The organism is Paraburkholderia sediminicola (assembly GCF_902859805.1).
GTDB lineage: Bacteria > Pseudomonadota > Gammaproteobacteria > Burkholderiales > Burkholderiaceae > Paraburkholderia > Paraburkholderia sediminicola.
In genome coordinates this window covers 489,534-509,871 of the sequence record NZ_CADIKC010000003.1, presented here as the reverse complement: position 1 = coordinate 509,871, position 20,338 = coordinate 489,534, and the positions used below count along the sequence as shown (strand labels likewise).

Annotated in this window: 18 protein-coding genes and 3 tRNA genes; 4 read left to right on the top strand and 17 right to left on the bottom strand. The window is 61.9% G+C overall.

Annotation, left to right across the window (positions count from 1 at the left end):
• Positions 1 to 29 precede the first annotated feature (29 nt).
• The 5 genes from R8871_RS14665 to uvrC all read right to left on the bottom strand — a co-directional run bounded on the left by R8871_RS14665 (position 30) and on the right by uvrC (position 3,630).
• A tRNA-Cys gene (locus R8871_RS14665) sits at positions 30 to 103 on the bottom strand.
• A 104-nt stretch (positions 104 to 207) separates the two neighbouring features.
• Positions 208 to 283: transfer RNA gene (locus tag R8871_RS14660), tRNA-Gly, on the bottom strand.
• A gap of 62 nt (positions 284 to 345) precedes the next feature.
• Positions 346 to 421 (bottom strand) — tRNA-Gly (locus R8871_RS14655).
• Between the two features lie 213 nt (positions 422 to 634).
• Complete coding sequence (pgsA, locus tag R8871_RS14650; protein ID WP_028199185.1) at positions 635 to 1,228, bottom strand: CDP-diacylglycerol--glycerol-3-phosphate 3-phosphatidyltransferase; 594 nt, start codon at positions 1,226 to 1,228, stop codon at positions 635 to 637.
• 197 nt (positions 1,229 to 1,425) lie between these two features.
• Entirely contained in the window at positions 1,426 to 3,630 is a 2,205-nt protein-coding gene (uvrC, locus tag R8871_RS14645; protein ID WP_175051087.1) for an excinuclease ABC subunit UvrC, read from the bottom strand.
• A gap of 257 nt (positions 3,631 to 3,887) precedes the next feature.
• Between uvrC and earP the strand changes: the two genes are divergently transcribed.
• The 4 genes from earP (at position 3,888) to R8871_RS14625 (ending at position 8,111) form a co-directional block, all read left to right on the top strand.
• Positions 3,888 to 5,090: an elongation factor P maturation arginine rhamnosyltransferase EarP gene (gene earP / locus R8871_RS14640; RefSeq protein ID WP_175051086.1), complete on the top strand. Its 1,203-nt coding sequence runs from the start codon at positions 3,888 to 3,890 to the stop codon at positions 5,088 to 5,090.
• A 282-nt stretch (positions 5,091 to 5,372) separates the two neighbouring features.
• Positions 5,373 to 5,930 (top strand): elongation factor P, encoded by a 558-nt coding sequence (gene efp / locus R8871_RS14635; protein WP_175051085.1) that lies wholly within the window; start codon positions 5,373 to 5,375, stop codon positions 5,928 to 5,930.
• 284 nt (positions 5,931 to 6,214) lie between these two features.
• Positions 6,215 to 6,421: a CsbD family protein gene (locus R8871_RS14630; protein WP_175051084.1), complete on the top strand. Its 207-nt coding sequence runs from the start codon at positions 6,215 to 6,217 to the stop codon at positions 6,419 to 6,421.
• A gap of 307 nt (positions 6,422 to 6,728) precedes the next feature.
• Positions 6,729 to 8,111 carry a sigma-54-dependent transcriptional regulator gene (locus R8871_RS14625; RefSeq protein ID WP_175051083.1) on the top strand — a complete coding sequence of 461 codons (1,383 nt, stop codon included), beginning with the start codon at positions 6,729 to 6,731 and terminating at the stop codon, positions 8,109 to 8,111.
• Positions 8,112 to 8,259: 148 nt separating this feature from the next.
• On the opposite strand, the gene nagZ is transcribed toward R8871_RS14625, so the two are convergent.
• The 12 genes from nagZ to R8871_RS14565 all read right to left on the bottom strand — a co-directional run bounded on the left by nagZ (position 8,260) and on the right by R8871_RS14565 (position 20,279).
• Positions 8,260 to 9,288 (bottom strand): beta-N-acetylhexosaminidase, encoded by a 1,029-nt coding sequence (gene nagZ, locus R8871_RS14620; protein WP_175051082.1) that lies wholly within the window; start codon positions 9,286 to 9,288, stop codon positions 8,260 to 8,262.
• Positions 9,289 to 9,357: 69 nt separating this feature from the next.
• Positions 9,358 to 9,801 (bottom strand): holo-ACP synthase, encoded by a 444-nt coding sequence (gene acpS, locus R8871_RS14615; protein WP_175051081.1) that lies wholly within the window; start codon positions 9,799 to 9,801, stop codon positions 9,358 to 9,360.
• Between the two features lie 16 nt (positions 9,802 to 9,817).
• Positions 9,818 to 10,582: a pyridoxine 5'-phosphate synthase gene (gene pdxJ / locus R8871_RS14610; RefSeq protein WP_175051080.1), complete on the bottom strand. Its 765-nt coding sequence runs from the start codon at positions 10,580 to 10,582 to the stop codon at positions 9,818 to 9,820.
• Positions 10,579 to 11,511: a DNA repair protein RecO gene (gene recO / locus R8871_RS14605; RefSeq protein ID WP_175051079.1), complete on the bottom strand. Its 933-nt coding sequence runs from the start codon at positions 11,509 to 11,511 to the stop codon at positions 10,579 to 10,581. The genes pdxJ and recO overlap by 4 nt, the downstream gene beginning before the upstream one ends.
• On the bottom strand, positions 11,498 to 12,397 hold the full coding sequence (gene era / locus R8871_RS14600) for a GTPase Era (protein WP_175051078.1): 900 nt from the start codon (positions 12,395 to 12,397) through the stop codon (positions 11,498 to 11,500). Before era ends, recO begins: the two co-directional genes overlap by 14 nt.
• Before the next feature lie 55 nt (positions 12,398 to 12,452).
• Positions 12,453 to 13,697: a ribonuclease III gene (rnc, locus tag R8871_RS14595; protein WP_175051077.1), complete on the bottom strand. Its 1,245-nt coding sequence runs from the start codon at positions 13,695 to 13,697 to the stop codon at positions 12,453 to 12,455.
• A 175-nt stretch (positions 13,698 to 13,872) separates the two neighbouring features.
• Positions 13,873 to 14,766, bottom strand: a complete 894-nt coding sequence (gene lepB / locus R8871_RS14590) for a signal peptidase I (RefSeq protein ID WP_054036224.1) — start codon at positions 14,764 to 14,766, stop codon at positions 13,873 to 13,875.
• 18 nt (positions 14,767 to 14,784) lie between these two features.
• Positions 14,785 to 16,578, bottom strand: coding sequence for a translation elongation factor 4 (lepA, locus tag R8871_RS14585; protein ID WP_175051076.1), 1,794 nt, complete (start codon positions 16,576 to 16,578; stop codon positions 14,785 to 14,787).
• A 193-nt stretch (positions 16,579 to 16,771) separates the two neighbouring features.
• Positions 16,772 to 17,047, bottom strand: a complete 276-nt coding sequence (locus R8871_RS14580) for a glutaredoxin family protein (protein ID WP_175051075.1) — start codon at positions 17,045 to 17,047, stop codon at positions 16,772 to 16,774.
• Positions 17,044 to 18,567: a DegQ family serine endoprotease gene (locus R8871_RS14575; protein ID WP_175051074.1), complete on the bottom strand. Its 1,524-nt coding sequence runs from the start codon at positions 18,565 to 18,567 to the stop codon at positions 17,044 to 17,046. The genes R8871_RS14580 and R8871_RS14575 overlap by 4 nt, the downstream gene beginning before the upstream one ends.
• A gap of 37 nt (positions 18,568 to 18,604) precedes the next feature.
• A complete protein-coding gene (locus tag R8871_RS14570) occupies positions 18,605 to 19,648 on the bottom strand; it encodes a MucB/RseB C-terminal domain-containing protein (protein ID WP_175051073.1) in 1,044 nt (347 codons plus the stop codon).
• Positions 19,649 to 19,652: 4 nt separating this feature from the next.
• Positions 19,653 to 20,279 carry a sigma-E factor negative regulatory protein gene (locus R8871_RS14565; RefSeq protein ID WP_175051072.1) on the bottom strand — a complete coding sequence of 209 codons (627 nt, stop codon included), beginning with the start codon at positions 20,277 to 20,279 and terminating at the stop codon, positions 19,653 to 19,655.
• Positions 20,280 to 20,338: the final 59 nt, after the last annotated feature.

Here is a 20,338-nt window from a genome sequence, read left to right as displayed (position 1 = left end):
CTGGCGGGGCTTTTCAGTGCATCAACTACTGGAGGCGCGAGCCGGAGTCGAACCGGCCTAAACGGCTTTGCAGGCCGCTGCATAACCGCTTTGCTATCGCGCCGCAAGCGGACTGGAATCTAGCTGCAGATTCTCAGATTTGTCTGGCGGGCGACCGTAAGGACCGACCCACCAAACAAAAAGGGAAGCGTTGCTTCCCCTTATGTATGGAGCGGGAGACGAGGCTCGAACTCGCGACCTCAACCTTGGCAAGGTTGCGCTCTACCAACTGAGCTACTCCCGCATTGCCCTACTTCACAACGCCTTGCACTTTTACTTCGCCAAACAAAGCGTTGCTTCAAAATTTGGAGCGGGAGACGAGGCTCGAACTCGCGACCTCAACCTTGGCAAGGTTGCGCTCTACCAACTGAGCTACTCCCGCAATGTGCTGCTAACTGCTGCCTTATTACTGCAACTACTCTCTTACTGCTCCGCGCTTCAAACTGCGTGCATCGGAGAAACGAGATTATGGAGAAACGACTGAAACGTGTCAACCCCTTTTGCGAATGTCTTTAACTGAAAAGATTTCACTCACACCTGCCCGACGTTCGGACACGCTTCGCCCGCTCGGGCATCGTGCCCCGAACGTTTCCGATCAGGCGACGCCACCACGCTCGCGGATCTGGGGCCACGCGAGTTTCATGTAATAGAGCATCGACCAGATCGTCAGGAACGCGGCCAGATAGATCAGCCACAGGCCCCACACTCGCGTATCGACAGACACCCCGCCGCCGAACGGCAACGGCCCGTAGAACAGCAGCATCGGGATCGCGACCATCTGGCACACCGTCTTGAATTTGCCGAGCGAATTCACCGCGACACTCTTCGATGCGCCGATCTGCGCCATCCACTCACGCAGCGCCGAGATGGCGATCTCGCGCCCGACGATCACCAGCGCGATCGCCGAATCGATCCGTGCCAGTTGCACGAGCACCAGCAACGCTGCGGTCACCATCAGCTTGTCGGCGACGGGATCGAGAAACGCGCCGAACGCCGAGGTCTGATTCCATTTGCGGGCCAGAAAGCCGTCGAACCAGTCGGTGAGCGCCGCCAGAATGAAAATCGTCGCGGCGGCCAGATTGCGGTGCGCCGGGCTCATCATCATGTCAGGCAAATAGAACACGCCGACGACGAGCGGAATCAGGACGATCCGCAGCCAAGTCAGGAAAATCGGGAAATTAAACGGCATGGGCAGGCGCAGCGTCTGACAAGGGAGATGCAATTGTGCCGTGTCACAGGGCCTGCCACAAGCAAAGCGGCGCGCGGGGCCTGGCAGGCGCCGCGCCGGAGCACCGTTTGTCTGGCACGTATCACCCGCTTGCTAAGCGCTTCTGCGCCACCCATTGGCCGCACGTTGCCCTCCTCGGGCAGCGTGGCGTACCGCGATCAGTGCAACTGCCGGTAGATCTGCTCGGCAAGCGCCTGCGAAATTCCTTCGACGCTCGCCAGATCCTCGACGCTGGCCGCAACCACCCCGCGCAGACCGCCGAAGCGCGCCAACAGCCGCTGACGCCGCTTCGCGCCCACCCCTTCGAGTTCTTCGAGCCGCGAAGTCTGGCGAGTCTTGCCGCGTTTCGCGCGCATACCGGTAATGGCAAAGCGGTGCGCCTCGTCACGAATCTGCGCGACCAGCATCAGCGCCGCGCTTTCCTTGCCGAGTTCGAGCGCCGCGCGGCCGTCCGCGAAAATCAAGGTTTCGAGACCGACCTTGCGTCCCTCGCCCTTCGCGACACCGACCAGCATGCCGGTATCGAGACCCAGTTCGGTGAACACCTGGCGCGCGATTTCAACCTGACCCTTGCCGCCGTCGATCAACACGATGGTCGGCAGAATGCCGCCGGCCGCAGCCGGTTCCGCGGCATCCGCTGCGAGCGACGGGTCCGCGGCCGCGTCGCTTTGCAATTCGGCGGCTTCGTCCGCAGCGTTCGCGGCCGCCTGCGCGACCATCTTCTCGTAGCGGCGCGTCAACACCTGGCGCATCGCCGCGTAGTCGTCGCCGGGCGTAATGCCAGTGATGTTGTAGCGCCGGTATTCGGACGACTGCATCTTGTGATGGTGATACACCACGCACGACGCCTGCGTCGCCTCGCCCATCGTGTGGCTGATGTCGAAGCACTCGATACGCAGATGCGCGAGGTCATCGCACTCCATGCCGAGCGTGTCGGTGAGCGCGCGCGTGCGGGCCTGCTGCGAGCCTTGTTCCGAGAGCAGGCGTGCGAGCGCGAGCCGCGCGTTCTGCTCGGCCATCGCGAGCCATGCGCGCCGTTGACCTTGCGGCTGGCGCAGCACCGTCACCTTGTGGCCGGCCTGCTCGATCAGCACGTCGACCAGTTCGCGCGTGGACGGCGCGTGGCTGACCACGAGCACCGGCGGAACGCGATTGCCGATGTAGTGCTGCGCGATAAACGCCTCCAGCACCTCAGATTCGATGCCACCGACAGTCGCACGGCCTTTGCGCGGCGCCGAAGGCTCGACTTCGGACTCAACCGCATCACCCTCTTCGTCTTCGGCCTCGACAGCAGCATCTGCCTCGTCGTCATCCTCTTCGGCCGGCATCTCCCCGGCGATTGCGAGCGCGTCAGCTGCATCAGACGATTCGTTCACGCTGTCTGCAGCCTCATCAGGCACCAGGCCCGCATCGCTCGCGACATCGGCCAGTAGTTCATCGTCCTCGCCTTGTTCAAGCCCGCCCTCGCCGACCGTCAACGCGCTTTCCACGTGCGACGGAAAATAAGCCTTGTCGCCCAGATGCCGCCCGCCGCGCACCATCGCGAGATTCACGCACACGCGCCCACCGAGCGCGACCACCGCGAGAATATCGACGTCACTATCGCCGCCGACTTCGATCGCCTGCTGATGCAGCACAGTCGACAGCGAGCTCATCTGATTGCGCACCGCCGCGGCCTGCTCGAACTTCAGCTCGCTCGCGAACGCGTGCATCTTCTGCTCGAGCTCCTTCATCACCTCGCCCTGCCGGCCGAGCAGAAAGCGCGACGCATTGGCGACATCGCGCGCGTAATCTTCTTCGCTAATCGCCGCGACGCACGGCGCCGTGCAACGGCCGATCTGATGCAGCAGACACGGCCGCGTGCGGTTGTTGAACACGGAATCCTCGCACGTGCGCAACTGGAAGACGCGCTGCAGGATCTGGATGCTTTCGCGCACCGCCCATGCGCTTGGGAACGGCCCGAAGTACTGGTTCTTGCGATCCACCGAGCCGCGGTAATACGCCATGCGCGGAAACTTGTGGCCGGTCAGCTTGAGATAGGGATACGACTTGTCGTCGCGAAACAGAATGTTGTAACGCGGCGCCAGCGCCTTGATCAGGTTGTTTTCGAGCAGCAGCGCTTCGGCCTCGGAGCGCGTGACAGTCGTCTCGATGCGCGCAATGCGCGTCACCATCATCGCGATGCGCGGCGACAGTTGCGTCTTCGTGAAGTAGCTCGAGACGCGCTTCTTGAGATCGCGCGCCTTGCCCACGTAAAGCACCGTGCCCTGCGTATCGTAATAGCGATAGACGCCGGGCAGATGCGGCAATTGGGCGAGCACTTTTTTCGGCTCGAAAACGTCGGTTGCTTCGGGTTCGGTCATGCAGAATCGGTTGGCTGGGACAGTGTCGCGAAGCCTCTGCTCACGCGCTGCGCGCCGAGTGGTCACTGAGGCGCGGAACCGCGGGCGAGTGCTTTAGAATCGCCAGTTTAGAGCATTCCGCGTGCGTTCGAACCCTGCTGCATCGAATGGTGTGATGCTCCGGTAAAAGCCGGCAGCTGAAGCCGATTGCTTCACCCGTCTGCAAGACCCTGCCGAACCCGACCGCGCCACCTGTTCCACTCTGCGATCACGCCACCATGTCCTCCGCTTCCTCCGTTAGGCCCGTCTCCGAACAACCCGCGGCCGCACCCACAGGGATCGCCTGCGATATCTTCTGCGCGGTGATCGACAATTTCGGCGACATCGGCGTGTGCTGGCGTCTCGCGCGCCAGTTGGCAAGCGAGCACGGCTGGCAGGTGCGTGTGTTCGTCGACGATCTGCATGCCTTCCAGAAGCTGTGCCCGTCGCTGGCGCTGGATCGCGCGCGCCAGGCAGTCGGCGGCATCGTCGTCGAGCATTGGCACGAGCCGGCCCACGCGGGCGATACGCTCGAAGTGGCTGACGTCGTGATCGAGGCATTCGGCTGCGAGTTGCCGCCGATCTACGTCGCCGCAATGGCGCGGCGCGAGCGAGCGCCGGTCTGGTTCAACCTCGAATATCTGAGCGGCGAAGACTGGGTCGCGGATTTCCATCTGCGGCCGTCTCCGCATCCACGCTACCCACTGACCAAGACCTTCTTTTTCCCAGGACTCGGCCCCGGCACTGGCGGCGTACTGAAGGAACGATCTCTCGATGCCGCACGCGCAGCCTTCGAAGCCTCGCAACCGGAGCGCGAAGCGTGGTGGCTGAAGACCACCGGCCGTGCGCCGCCACCGCTCACGGCCACGGTCGTCTCGCTGTTCGCCTACGAAAACCCCGCCATCGACAGCCTGCTTGAACAATGGCGCGACAGCGCCGAACCGGTCGTACTGCTGGTGCCGGAAGGCCGCATTTCGGGCGCGGTCGCGCGCTTTTTCGGGTTGCCGGCATTCGCTGCCGGTTCGCACGCCGAGCGCGGCAGCCTCAGCGTTCACGCACTCGCCTTCATCGAGCAACCGGGTTACGACACGCTGCTGTGGGCGAGCGACGTCAATTTCGTGCGCGGCGAAGATTCGTTCGTGCGCGCCCAATGGGCCGCCAAACCCTTTGTCTGGCACATCTACCCCCAGGCCGACGACGCCCATCTGCCGAAGCTCGACGCTGCACTCGCCCACTACGCCCGCACCCTGCCCGCCGACGCGCGTGACGCCCTCGCACGCTTCTGGCACGCATGGAACGGCACGGGCCGGCCTGACTGGGCGGAATTCCAGCGCCACCGCCCGGCGCTGAAGCAGCGCGCGGCCGAATGGGCCGTCGAACTGGCTCAGGTAGGCGACCTCGCCGGAAATCTGGCCTTGTTCGCAAAAAGTCAGTTAAAATAAGCGGTTATCCAACGGCCGACGACGCAAGCGCGGCCTGATCGTGGCGAATGGTTTAGGTTTAGCAAGGTTTGGCCAACTCGTTTGACCAATTCACCTGGCAGACTCGTCTTGCAAATTCGTCTGGCAAATTCGCCCGGATAACGGGACCAGATTCAGGGACCAAACTCAGGGGCTAGCCCCACGGGCCAGACCAATTCGCAAGGCAAACCCGGCAGGCCAATCCGCTTGCGCCGTAGCCGTTGAGCAAAAGTTGAAGCTACTAATTTCGTACAGGACAGTTTTATGAAGACCGCACAGGAACTCCGCACCGGCAACGTAGTAATGATCGGCGCAGACGCGATGGTCGTGCAAAAGGCCGAATACAACAAGTCGGGCCGTAACTCCGCCGTCGTGAAGATGAAGTTCAAGAACCTGCTGACCGGCGCAGGCATGGAAAACGTGTACAAGGCAGACGACAAGTTCGACGTCGTCGTGCTGGAGCGCAAGGAAGTCACGTACTCGTACTTCGCTGACCCGATGTACGTGTTCATGGACGCCGACTACAACCAGTTCGAAGTCGAAGGCGAAATGATGGGCGACGCCCTTCACTACCTCGAAGACGGCATGGCTTGCGAAGTCGTGTTCTACAACGAGAAAGCCATCTCGGTCGAACTGCCGACCACGCTGGTCCGTGAAATCATCTACACGGAACCGGCAGTCAAGGGCGATACGTCGTCGGGCAAGGTGTTGAAGAACGCCAAGCTGACCACCGGTTTCGAACTGCAAGTGCCGCTCTTCTGCAACATCGGCGACAAGATCGAAATCGACACGCGTACCCACGAGTACCGCAGCCGCGCCTAAGCGCCTGCAGCCTGATTCCCGCGCTGGGGCCAAGTCCCGCGCGGCGAAAAATAAATGGCAATAAAAAGCGCCCGCTTTGGGCGCTTTTTCTTTTTTGCGCCGCCGTGTATGGTTGTGGAAATCTTTACCGGCCTTTTCTCAAAAATGCCTGTCCGTTGCGCTTTCCGTCCTGCCTTGCGTTGAACAAACCATTGATAAGCTTAAGTAATTGGCTGTGGCACAGTCCATGCTTCTCTCCAATTCAGGCCAGTAAGGCTTGATTCCCTCAACTCCGGAGATGCGACATGAATCACGACATCGCTGAAGGCAAGTGGAAGCAAATGCTCGGCAGGGCCAAGACAGCATGGGGTGAATTGACGGACGACGAACTTACCAGGGCAGAAGGCCGGGTCGACAAACTGGCCGGGCTGATCCAGGAACGCTACGGTAAGACCCGCCAGCAGGCGGAGCTTGAAGTACGGCGTTTCTTCGATAGCAATCGGGATTTCTGACCGGTCGAATGAAGAAAATACAGGTGCCCGTGCACGTGTCGCATCGCGTCAGGGCGGGCATCCACCGAAAAGCAAAGGACCAGAACTACGTGAGTCGAATCGCCCCAGATCCGCTTGCAGGCCGTATTCCACGACCTGCGCCGCGCCCATGCCAATTGGGCTGCGGCTATCCCGCCGCCGCGGCAGAGGCTGCCCATGCGGCCCGGCATTCGACCGGCAGTACCGGCCAGCCATTGCGCCCGTGTCGCGCGCCAGAGAACCGGCGCGGCGTATCGGGTATTCCGTCCATCCAAAAAAAGCGCTCGCCATGCCACACGCCCTGATTGTTGAAGACGATCCCAATAGCTTGTCAGGCCTGTCCGCCATCCTCGCCGCCGACGGCTTCTCCGTCGACACCGCGACTACCATCGCCGAGGCCCGGGCAGCATTGACGCGCTTCATCCCCGATGTCGTGCTGGTCGACCTGAATCTGCCGGACGGCAGCGGGCTCGACGTGCTGCAGCACCTGCCCGCGCATCCGCCGGGCGGCGCCCTGCCCGTGATCGTGATGACCGGCAACGCCACGGTCGAGAGCGCGATCGAGGGTCTGCGGCACGGGATCTGGGACTATCTGCTCAAACCGGTCAATATCCCGCGTCTGCGCAGCCTGCTCGCCCGGATTCCACGTCCGTACGAGCTGACCGAAGAAGTCCAGACGTTACGCGCGTCGCTGCGCCGGCTTGGTCGCTTCGGCTCGCTACTCGGCCGCAGCGGTGCGATCCAGCACGTCTACGACACGATCGAACATATCGCGCCGACCGAAGCTGCCGTGCTGATTTCCGGCGAAGCCGGCACCGGCAAGCAGCTTGCCGCGCGCACGCTGCACGACATGAGCCGGCGCCGCAAAGGCCCGTTCATCACATTCGACTGCCGGACCGCGGCCGGCGTCGCGGCGCACCGCTCGCTCGACAGCGTGCTGTTCGGCCACGAGCGCGGCGCGTTCAGCGGTGCCGAACAGCGCGAGCCAGGGCTGTTCGAGCAGGCCAGTGGCGGCACGCTGTTCATCGACGAAATCGCGGAACTGCCACGCGGCCAGCAGGAAGCGCTGCTGCGCGCACTCGATTCGCAGACCTTCATGCGAGTCGGCGGCACGAATCAGGTGGCGACCGACTTCCGGCTGATCGCCTCCACGCGCAAAAACCCGCGCGCGGCAGTCGCCGACGGCAGCTTGCTCGAAGATCTCGCGCTGCGTCTCGAAGCGGCCGCGATATCACTGCCGCCGTTGCGTGAGCGCGGCGACGATCCGACGCTGATCGCGCAAGCCGTCGTCGACGAGTTGAATCACGAAGCGATCACGCGCGGCACCTCGGAAACGGCCAAGCAGGTCGGACCGAACTTCCTGCGCGAGTGTCTTTCGTACGAGTGGCCGGGCAATGTGCGCGAGTTGCAGGATCGCGTGCGCCGCGCGTATCACGCATCGGGCGACGTCCTGGAATCGTTACGCGCTGATGAAGCCGGCTCGGCGAATGGGCGCGATCTGAACGGCAGCCGCGTGCAGGTCACCGTCGGCACGCCTCTCGCGGATGTCGAGGAAATGCTGATTCGCGCAACACTCGATGCGGTCGGCGGCACGCGCCATCGCGCGGCGTCGCTACTGGGGATCAGTCCGAAGACGCTGTACAACAAGCTGCAACGGATGCGCTTGAATTGACGGGATGAGGCCGGCTTTACGGCGGGCTTGGCTTGAATGGAAAACGGCGCCTGAAAGAGGCGCCGTTTTTTTGTTCGATGCAAACGCTTGAGTTGTCGATTCGCTCTCTACCGGTTGCTATTGGTTGCAAGCGGTTGCTACCGGGGGCTCAAGCAAACGCACTGCGCAACAAAGTTTGCGCTTGCAGATACTGCGGCTCGGCGACCAGTTTGCTCCACTTGAGCGCCTTGCCGCGCGGCCGCATGCGCTTGAGCCGCTGCTGCGATTCCTTCGACGGCGTGAAACGCAGCGCGTCCAGCACCTTCTCAGCTTCGTCCGGCTGATTGCAGATCAGCACCATGTCGCAGCCGGCCTGCAGCGCGGCGCTCGCGCCTTCGGTCAGCGTGCCGCCCTGGCGCGCGGCTTCCATCGAAAGATCGTCGCTGAAGACCGCGCCTTCGAAACGCAATTTCTTGCGCAGGATGTCCTGCAGCCAGACACGCGAAAAGCCTGCCGGCTTCGAATCGACCTGCGGATAAACCACATGGGCGGGCAGCACGGCCCCGAGTGACACGTCGAGCCAGTCGTACGGCGCCGCGTCCTCGCGCAGGATCTCGTCGAGCGAACGGTCGTCGATCGGCATCGCCACGTGGGAGTCCGCGTGCGCGAAGCCGTGTCCTGGAAAATGTTTGCCGCAATTGCTCATGCCGGCCAACGCAAGGCCGTGATTGAGGCTCTTCGCCAGCAAGGTCACGACGCGCGGATCGCGATGGAACGCGCGATCGCCGATCACTTGCGACTGTCCGTAATTCAGATCGAGTACGGGAGTAAAACTCATATCGATGCCGCACGCGCGCAACTCGGACGCGAGAATGTAGCCGACCGCAGTGGTCACCTTCGTGGCGTGCAGCACGTCGCTGTCCCACAGCGTGCCGAGCTTGCCCATGGCCGGCAGCACCGTGAAGCCGTCGGTACGAAAGCGCTGCACGCGGCCGCCTTCGTGGTCGACGGCAATCAGCAGATCGTCTCGAATCGCGCGGATCGAATCGGTCAGCGCGATCAATTGTGTGCGGCTCTCGTAATGCCGTGTGAACAGGATCACGCCGCCAGTCATCGGATGGGTAAGGCGGCGTTTGTCGTCGTCGTTCAGCGTTGTGCCGACCACGTCGAGCATTACCGGTCCGGGAGTGAGTTTCATCGAATTCCGCTAGAAAAAAGCTTGAGACAAAGAGAGACACGGCCGACGTGCGCCGCGTTCAGAATATTTTTATTCGTCGCTGGCGGGTGCGTGAGGAGCGTCCGGCACTCGCGCCACTTCCCAGGTTTCAGCAATCACAAACGACACCGCGTAATCGTGTTCGTCGCTGATCGTCACGCGCGCCGTGATGCCGCGCGCCGTGAGCCATTCAGCCAGTTCGCCCGACGCAACCACCATCGGCTCGCCACTCGGCTTGTTGAGCGTTTGCAGCGCACGCCAGGTCATCGGCCAACGCATGCCGAGGCCGATCGCTTTCGAGAAGGCTTCTTTGGCCGAGAACCGCGTAGCGAGAAACGCGAGTCCACGCACAGCCGAACGCGCATTGCGCGCGTGATAAATGCGCAGTTCGTCCGGACCGAGCACCTTCTCGGCGAAGCGGCCGTTGGTGCGTGTCATCACCGCGGCCACGCGGCTGACCTGAACGATATCCGTGCCGATGCCGTAGATCGTCATGTTCGGCGCCGCGGCGTTACGCGCTTGCGCCAAGACGAGCAGCGACCATGATCGCCTTCATCTCGCGCACCGCGTTTTCCCAGCCGGCGAAGATCGCATGCGCGACGATCGCGTGACCGATATTCAACTCGACGATGCCTTCGATCGCGGCAATCTGCTGAACGTTGGTGTAGTGCAGGCCATGACCCGCATTGACCTTGATGCCGAGCGTCGCGCCGAATTCGACGGCACGCACCACGCGTTCATATTCGCGCTGCTGTTCGGCGGGATCGTGCGCTTCGGCATAACGGCCCGTATGCAGCTCGATCACCGGCGCGCCGGCTTCATGCGCGGCGCGGATTTGCGTTTCGTCCGGATCGATAAAGAGCGATACGCGCGAGTTCGCTTCGGCGAGTTGCTTGCATGCGGCGCGCACGGCTTCGAACTGGCCGGCGACGTCGAGGCCGCCTTCAGTCGTCAGTTCCTGGCGCTTTTCCGGCACGAGGCAGACATCGTCCGGCTGCACTTCACAGGCGATGTCGAGCATCTCCTGCGTGACCGCGCATTCCAGATTCATGCGCGTTTTCAACAACGGCCGCAGCTTGCGCACGTCGGCGTCGACGATATGGCGGCGGTCTTCACGCAGATGCAGCGTGATCACATCGGCGCCTGCCTCTTCGGCCATCAACGCGGCGCGGATCGGATCGGGGTAAGACGTGCCGCGCGCGTTGCGCAGCGTGGCGACGTGATCGATGTTCACGCCCAGGTCAATCACATTCGGCGACGTAAGAAAGAAGCTCATAAGTTCTGCAAGTCGATCAGTATCTGGCGCGTCGCGAGCGGCGTGCCGCCAAGGTAAGTGTTGAGCAGAAAGCGCATCAGCGTTTTGCTTTGCGCCACCGTCTGCGCTCGATGGTAATCGTCCTTTTCCATATCGAGCAAGGTCTGTCCGGCGATCACCGGCCATTGCGCGGGCAGATCGTCCGATGCTTCGCGCACGCCGCGCTCCGGGTCGAACACGTAGCGGCCGTCGGCCTGCACCGCTTTGCGCGCGACGGTGCGATCGAGCGCCATCGCATAACCGGTTTCCCGCAGCAGCACGCGTTCGAACGACCGCAGCACCTGCACGGGCGGCTCGTCATGCGCGAGGCGCGTCATCGTGACGACGTAATGATGAAATAGTTGCGGATGCGGATCTTCGCGCGCGCAGAATTTGACCAGCAGTTCGTTGACATAGAAACCGCAGAGCAGCGCGTCGCCCGCCAAAGGCAACATGCCGCCGACCCATTCGGCGCCGGTCAGTGTGCGCACTTCGGATTTGCCGGTCCACGACAAAGCGAGCGGCTGGAACGTCTGCAGCACGCCGCGCAAAGCGGAGTGTGGACGTTTCGCGCCTTTTGCGACAAGCGCGAGACGGCCGTGATCGCGCGACAGCACGTCGATGATCAGGCTGGTCTCACGATACGGATAGCTGTGCAGGACAAAAGCAGGTTGCTCCGCGATCCGGTAATCGGACGCGGAGGTGCGAGGCGCTCGGCGCGCCGGCGTTTTACGCGGCTCACCTTCGGCGCCTTGAGCACCGCTTTGTGCGGCCTGAGCGCCTTTGGCGCTCGATGATGATTTTTTGGTACTGCGAGCCGGTTTGGACGGCTCGCGTGCCGGCGCTGCCGGCGCCGAGTTGTCCGGGTCAGCGTCGGAATTCAGCGTCATCCACGCGTCATTCGTACCCATACGCGCGGAGTCCGGCTTCGTTGTCAGCCCAGCCGCTCTTCACCTTGATGAAGGTTTCCAGATACACCGGACCGTCGAACAGTTTTTCCATGTCGAGGCGCGCTTCGGTGCTGATCTGCTTCAGCTTGGCGCCCTTCTGGCCGATGATCATCGCTTTTTGCGTGTCGCGCTCCACCAGAATGGTCGCGAAAATGCGGCGCAGTCGCCCTTCGGTTTCAAACTTGTCGATTAGCACAGTGCTCGTGTACGGCAGTTCGTCGCCGGTCCAGCGGAACACTTTTTCGCGCAGGATTTCGGCGGCCAGAAAACGCTCGCTACGATCGGTCAGGTCGTCTTCGCCGTAGATCGGCGCGCCTTCCGGCAGGAACGGCTTGATGGTCGCCAGCAAACGCTTGATGTCGTCCTCATTTTTCGCCGACAGCGGCACGATCTCGTTGAACTGGCGCAGTGCACTCACCTGCTGCATGAACGGATACAGCGAGTCCTTATCCGACACGCGATCGAGCTTGTTCGCGATCAGCAGCGTGGGCACCGACGGCGGAATGAGGTCGAGCACCTTCTGGTCGTCCGGGCCGAAGCGGCCGGCTTCGATCACAAACAGAATCGCGTCGACCGAACTCAGCGTGGACGTGACCGCGCGGTTGAGCGAACGGTTCAGCGCGCCGCTGTGTTTGGTCTGGAAACCCGGCGTGTCGACGAAGATGTACTGCGCGTCTTCAAACGTGTGAATGCCTGTGATGCGGTGGCGCGTGGTCTGCGCCTTGCGCGACGTGATACTGACTTTCTGGCCGACCAGCGCATTCATCAGCGTGGACTTGCCGACGTTCGGGCGGCCGACGATCGCGACCATGCCGCAGCGAAAACCAGTGGGAGTGGGAGCGTTCATATTCGGGCTACGGCAGGTTCAGATCGACGCGCGGGGAATGGCGCGCCGATGGCAATCAATGGCCCGCATCGGCGACGCGGGTTTGCACCGCGTCGGCTACGCCGGGTTCGTGTTCGATAGGTGCCGGCACGCCAGGCGTGGGCACGGCTGCGCCGGGTGTGGCTTCACGGCTGCGGTGTTTGTCGGCGCTGCGGACGACGGCTTCTGGCTTTGCATCTGCGGGCTTTACTTCGGCAGCCTTTGCGTCCGCGGGCTTCGCGGCTTCGGATCTGATTTCAGCGGATTTGGCGTCCGGCTTGTCGGCTGGCTTGTCCGTCGCTGCCTTGTCAGCAGACCTGTCAGCTCTCTCGACACGCTCCGACTTGTCCTGCCCGCTGTATTCCACGTGCGCGGCGCGAATCACAGCTAGCGGCGCGGACGTTGCGGTGAGGGTCGGCCGTTCAGGTGCGGACTCCGCCGCTGGCGCCGTGCGTGTTTCACCCCGCCCGGCTCCGCGTTCGCTCTTGCGATCCGGGCTGCGCAAATCGAGCGCGGCCTGTACGCCGGTCACGCCGGGCACGACTTCCTGCTCGGCATTTTTCGCGGCACGGGCGCCCTTTGAACGCTTTGGCTTGGCAACCACGGCGGGCGCGGCGGCCATGACTTCGTCGAGCGCCTTCTTGGCCGCAGCCTGCTCGGCCGCACGACGACTCGCGCCGGAGCCGGATACCTTGACGTCCAGCTTCGGCACCGTGCACTCGACTTCAAATTGCTGATTGTGCGCCGCACCATGTGTCGCGACGACCGTGTAGGTGGGCAGCGCGATCTTGTGACCCTGCAGATACTCCTGCAGCAGCGTCTTGGCGTCCTTGCCGAGCGTGCGCGGGTCGATGTGATCGAGAATCGGCACGTAAAGGCGCTTGATGACCGTCTGCGCGGCATCGAACCCACCGTCGAGGAACACCGCGCCCAGCACGGCTTCGAGCGTGTCAGCCAGGATCGACGGACGGCGGAAGCCACCGCTGCGCAGTTCGCCCTCACCGAGACGCAGCCCTTCGGAAATATTCAGGGCCTGAGCAATTTCATAAAGCGACTGCTGTTTGACCAGATTGGCACGGACGCGCGACAGGTCGCCTTCGTCCAATTTGCCGAAACGTTGGAACAAAAGCGCAGCCACCGCGCAATTTAGAACGGAGTCGCCGAGAAACTCGAGCCGTTCGTTGTGCGTGGAGCTATGACTGCGGTGCGTTAAAGCCTGGCGCAACAATTCCGCATTGCGAAATTCGTAGCGCAGACGGCTTTCCAACGGAGATAGGGGCATGGGCAGAGTATAACGCGGGCGCCTGCCCCGGCGAAAACGCGGGACGGCCAGCGGAAAAAGCGTGGTGAAGCGACGTTACCGCGGATTCTTAAAGTAGCGTGATAACACGCCGCGACTGATGTGACCTACGTGTGGGCCACCCGCGCGGCGTGTTGTGCGATCAAGCCATGCGTGCTCAGTGGAATGAGCCGATGCGTTTCAGATCGCTGAAGTTCATCCAGATGAAAAACGCGCGGCCGACAATATTTTTATCCGGCGCGAAACCCCAATAACGGCTGTCCGCGCTGTTATCGCGGTTGTCGCCCATCATGAAGTAATTGCCAGGCGGCACCTTGCAGATCACGCCGCGTGCGTTGTACGTGCAGTTATCGCGATACGGATAATCTTCCGCGCCAACGATGAACGGCGGCACAGCCGGGTTGTTCAGAATCGCGTTCTTGCGGCCGTCGAGATTTTCTTCGAATTGCTTCGCGTAGCCGAGACGCTCTTCGTCGAGGTAGTCAGGCAACGGCGTTTCCGGCACGGGCTTGCCGTTGATCGTCAGTTGCTTGTCCTGATACGCAACGGTGTCGCCCGGCAGGCCAATCACGCGCTTGATGTAGTCGACCGACTCGTCTTTCGGGTAGCGGAACACCACCACGTCACCGCGCTCGAGCGGACGGCCTTCGGTGATCTTCGTGTTGGTGATCGGCAGACGGATACCGTAGTCGAATTTATTGACGAGGATGAAGTCGCCCACCAGCAGCGTCGGCACCATCGAACCTGACGGAATCTTGAACGGCTCGACGACGAACGAGCGCACCACGAACACCACCAGAATCACCGGAAAAAAGCTCGCCGAATACTCGAGCCACCACGGTTGACGCAGCTTGTCGTCACGCAGACGCGCACGCGTTTGCGCCGCGTTTTCGTCGGCGAAACGCTCGCCGACGCGCGCCTGCTGGCGGTCGAACTCAGCGACCACGGCTTCCGCCGCGCGCCGCCGTTGCGGCATGAAAACCAGTTTGTCTGCGACCCATGCGACGCCCGTCAAAATGACGAGCACAAAAAGAATCAGCGCAAAATTCATAGGGTTCCGTTGTTCGTCTTATTTGTCTTCGACACGCAGAATCGCGAGGAAAGCCTCTTGCGGAATCTCGACGGACCCGACCTGCTTCATTCGCTTCTTGCCTGCCTTCTGTTTCTCGAGCAGTTTCTTTTTACGGGAAATATCGCCGCCGTAGCATTTTGCCAGCACGTTCTTACGCAAGGCTTTAATGTTTTCGCGCGCAATAATATTCGCGCCGATGGTGGCCTGAATCGCGACGTCATACATCTGGCGCGGAATCAGCTCACGCATTTTCGACGCCACTTCGCGGCCGCGATACTGGCTTTGCGAACGGTGCACGATCACCGACAACGCATCCACCTTGTCGCCGTTGATCAGCATGTCGACCTTCACGACGTCTGCCGCGCGATATTCCTTGAACTCGTAATCCATCGACGCGTAGCCGCGCGAGATCGACTTCAGACGATCGAAGAAATCGAGCACGACTTCGCCCATCGGAATTTCGTACGTCAGCTGGACCTGGCGGCCGTGATACTGCATGTTGATCTGGGTGCCGCGCTTTTGCGTACACAGCGTGATCACCGAGCCGACGTAGTCTTGCGGCATGTACAGATTCACGGTGACGATCGGCTCGCGCACTTCTTCGATCTTCGAAGGCTCCGGCATCTTGGCCGGGTTTTCGACCATGAGGATCGTGCCGTCGCGCTGCAGAACTTCGTACACCACGGTCGGCGCCGTGGTGATCAGGTCCATATCGAACTCGCGCTCAAGACGTTCCTGCACGATTTCCATGTGCAGCAGGCCGAGGAAGCCACAACGGAAACCGAAGCCGAGCGCCTGCGACACTTCTGGCTCATACATCAGCGAGGCGTCGTTCAGCTTCAGCTTTTCCAGCGAGTCGCGCAGTGCGTCGTACTGGTTTGCTTCGACCGGATAGAGACCGGCGAACACCTGCGGCTTCACTTCCTTGAAGCCCGGCAGCGGTTCGGCCGCAGGACGATTCACCAGCGTGACGGTGTCGCCCACCTTCGCGGCAGCCAGTTCCTTGATGCCGGCAATGATGAAGCCCACCTGCCCCGCGGACAGCGATTCGAGGTTCTTCGACTTCGGCGTGAACACGCCGATATGCTCGACCGGATACTGCGCGCCGGTCGCCATCATGCGGATCTTGTCTTTCGGGCGCAGCGTGCCGTTGACGATACGCACCAGCATCACGACGCCCACGTAGTTGTCGAACCACGAGTCGATGATCAGCGCCTGCAGCGGCGCTTCCGGATCACCCTTGGGCGGAGGCACTTTGGCGATCAGCGCTTCGAGCACGTCTTCCACGCCAAGACCGGTCTTCGCGCTGCAACGCGTCGCATCGGTTGCGTCGATACCGATCACGTCTTCGATTTCTTCGATCGCGTTCTCGGGATTCGCGGCCGGCAGGTCGATCTTGTTCAACACCGGAATCACGTCGACGCCGAGTTCGATCGCCGTATAGCAGTTGGCGACGGTTTGCGCTTCCACGCCCTGGCTTGCGTCGACAACCAGCAACGCGCCTTCGCATGCGGACAGCGAGCGGCTGACTTCGTACGAGAAGTCGACGTGGCCCGGCGTGTCGATCATGTTCAGGTTGTAGATCTGCCCGTCACGGGCCTTGTACGTCAATGCGGCGGTCTGTGCCTTGATGGTGATGCCGCGCTCGCGCTCGAGATCCATCGAGTCAAGCACTTGGGATTCCATCTCGCGGTCGGACAAGCCACCGCAGATCTGGATGATGCGATCCGCGAGCGTCGACTTGCCATGGTCGATGTGCGCAATGATCGAGAAGTTACGAATATGATCCATTCAGTACCGATCAAGCGAAAAAGGCGCGCCCGGACAATAGCGGAGCACGCCTTGTAAGTAGGTGAAAAACCTATCTATTTTAGCCGAAAAGGCTATCGCCCGGCGCATCTTACGAGGCTCGGGCGGAAAAGACGGTCCATGAAAGACGTGAAACGGGGTGTGAACAGCGCACGTTCGCGCCTGTTTTGGACCCTTAACTGGATCCCGGATGGGTCACCGCAACGTGTGCAGCGAGCGTGGCACGAACCCGCGCCACATCAAGGTGATAGTGACACAGTTCGACGCCGTCACAGACCAGAACCGGAACCAGCTCGTTATAACGGGCTTCCAGCAAAGGATCCGAGTCGACGTCGATCACGACGACTTGCGCAGCGAATTCGGCCAGCAACGGCTCGAGCGCGGCGCGCATGTCGTCGCATAAATGGCACCACGCGCGCCCGTAGAGCGTGAGCAGCGCCATCGGCTTCATTTCTGCGCGCTGCGCGGGCGAATTGGCACGAACTGCGTGTTCTCGCCGCGACGGACCAGCAACGCAACCATCTTCTGCGGGTCGAGGTGCGCGGTCAGCTCGTCGAACTGCTTTGCGCTCGTGATATCCGTATCGCCAACACGCAGGACGATGTCGCCCTTTTGCAGCCCAACGCGCACGGCCGGGCCGTCTACCGCGTCGATCTGCACACCGTTGTGCAGTTTCAGCGCCTTCATCTGGTCAGCAGGGATATCGCTAACGGCAAGACCCAACACGTTCGTGGCGCGCTGCTTCGGCACCGGCGGCTTTTTATCATCCGCCTTGGTGGTCTTGTCCGGCTGCATCTCCGCAATCGTGACCGGCAGATCGCGCGTCTGACCCTTGCGCCAGATCGTAATGGTCGACTTGGTGCCCGGCTTCGTATCGCCGACCATGCGCGGCAAATCCGTTGCCGTGTCGACCGAATGGCCATTGAACTTCAGGATGATGTCGCCCGGCTGCACGCCGGCTTTGTCTGCCGGGCCGCCCGGTTCGACGCTGCTGACCAGCGCGCCTTGCGCCTTCGGCAGACCGAGCGAATCGGCAACATCTTTCGTGACTTCACCGATAGCCACCGCGATCCGGCCGCGCACGACCTTGCCCGACGCCTTCAACTGATCGGCGACGCGCATCGCCTCGTCAATCGGAATCGCGAACGAAATGCCCATGAAACCGCCAGTACGGCTGTAAATCTGCGAATTGATGCCGATCACTTCGCCCTGCATATTGATCAGCGGACCACCCGAATTACCTGGATTGACCGCCACGTCGGTCTGGATGAATGGCAGATAATCGCCCGTATCGCGCCCCTTGGCGCTGACGATACCGGCTGTCACCGTGTTCTCGAGACCGAACGGCGAACCGATCGCGACCACCCACTCGCCCACCCGCACCTTGTTCGAGTCACCAATTGTGATGGTCGGCAAGTTGGCCGCGCTGATCTTCACGACGGCGACATCGGTCCGATCGTCCACGCCGATCAACTTGGCCTTGAACTCGCGTTTGTCGGTGAGGGTGACATAAATGGTGTCCGCGTCGTCCACGACGTGCGCGTTGGTCATCACGTAGCCGTCCGCCGACAGAATGAAGCCTGAGCCGACGCCGCTGTTCTGTTCGGGATCGCTGTTATCCGGCGTGTCCTGGTTGCCGCCACTGCCGCTGCCACCGTTATCGCCACCGCGTGGCGAACCAGGCGAACCCGGCGATTGTGGCGACTGCGGCAACGGGATGCCGAAGAAGCGCCGGAAAAACTCCGACATGTCTCCGTCGTCCATGCCTGGCGGCAACCCGCCGCGGGCACCGCTGTTCGACACGCGCGTGGTCGTGCGAATGTTGACGACTGCCGGGCCGACTTTGTCGACGAGGTCAGTAAAGTCGGGCAGATTGGCCGCGGGAGCCGCCGACGCCGTGTGCGGTACGAGCGGCAAACACGCCGCTACCACCGCGGCCGCGAGGAATTTGCGCACCGAGAAAGTCGTCATATCGTAGCAAGCCGAGGGATTCGTGTGATTCGGAGGATTACTTCGGAGCTTTATATTCTATGGCAGACGCAAATTGCTGCAATGTGGTCTGGGGCACTTCACCAAGCAGAGTAATCCAGAAGTCGCCGCGCCGCTTGACCAGCACGTGTGTCGCGCCGCTACTGCCCGCGCCTTCCTTGCGAGTATTGTTCTCGACCGGCTCGACGAATACCGAAATGGCTGCGAGGCCATCGGAGAATACAGCCTGATCAACCGGAATGGTGGGCTGGCCCGCGTCACGCGCGGCCATGGGACGGCGAAGCTCCCGAATCTTGCGGAAGCCCGGTACCGTCGGTGTGATCTGCCAGCCTTGCGCAGCCATATCGACCGGTTCGACGGGCGGGCGCACTACCGTCCAGCCCGTTGTATTACGAATACCGTTGACGATGGCGGTCTTGTCGACCGGCACGCCGATGCGAATCTGCGAAAACGACAACTGCTCGAGCACCTGGCCGTTCGGATCGAGCGTTTGCGCACGTAGCAGCAGGCCGGTCTTCTTGTCGGCCCACAGCTTGTAAGCAAAGCGATATGCGTCTTTCGGATCAAGCTCGATCACCTGGCTGTCGATACCCGCGACGCGGTCGTCGCCGAGCAGCTTCGGTTCGTATACGGACAACACCTGCTCGCCGCTTACAGCGAGCAACGCAGGAAACGAATCTTTGTTCTGGCGCTTCTCGACCACGCACAGATGCCGCTCAGGCACGAACGTGTAGAGATCTTCGTTGTGACGAAGCATTTTGCGCGGCTTGCCGTCGAGGCTTTCGAGCTGCTCGAATTCGCCGTCAGTACGGGTCGCGTAGTGCGCGATCCGCGACGTCTGAACGAAATTACCGCGCTGATAGACGAACGCGCCCTCGTAGTTCTGCTGCTGGGCGGCCTGATGGATTCGATCGAGCAGCTCCGCAGCCGTGCGACGGGCGACGATTGGATCGTCGGTTTGGGCAAACACCCGCGGTGTAGCGGACAACAATACGGCTGCGCAGAACAGAAATGCCGGCAGCCGCCCCCAGATAGTCGTTTTATTCAACCGCGGAGTCTGCATCAAACTATTGGCCTTGCGTAGAAACGGCGGCAGCGCGAATCAGCGGCATCGAGCCCGGCATAACCGGTTGTTGCGCGAATTGCTGGTGAGCTTCCAGATACTGATCGAGACTGGCGTCACGAATGATGTTGGCGTCTTGCACGGCCGGCTGGAGCGTAGCGGCCGGCACCGATGCCATGGCCACACGTTGCAGCGAATCGCCATGCAACTGGGTCGACGCAACTTGCGCCACACCCGGGCCGCCCGGCACGCCTTGCAGTTGCGGCACGACGATCCACGTCAGCGTGGCAGCGGCGGCGGCAACAGCAAACGCCGGCACAACGCGGCGGCGCAGCGCCAGCAAACGGCGCGCGACCGGCATTGCGGCAGGCGCGAGCACGTGCGGCTCATTGTCGAAACGTGCGGCAAAACCGCTCAGGAACGCGCTGCTCGCCGCCGGGCTGACCGCCAGATCGTCGGAACGCAGAGCGTCGCCGATCAGGTGGTAGCACGACCAGGCGGCACGATCTTCGCCGCCCAGTTCGGAAACAAACGCGTTCAGATGCTCTTCGCCGAACAGCTCACCGTCGACAAAAGCGGACAGACGCTCGCCGCGCGAGCTGGCTTGCGATTGCATCGAGACCGACCCCATGATGCTCCCCATCTTACAAATACCCCGTAGTGACACCACTAATCCAGATATTGCACCCG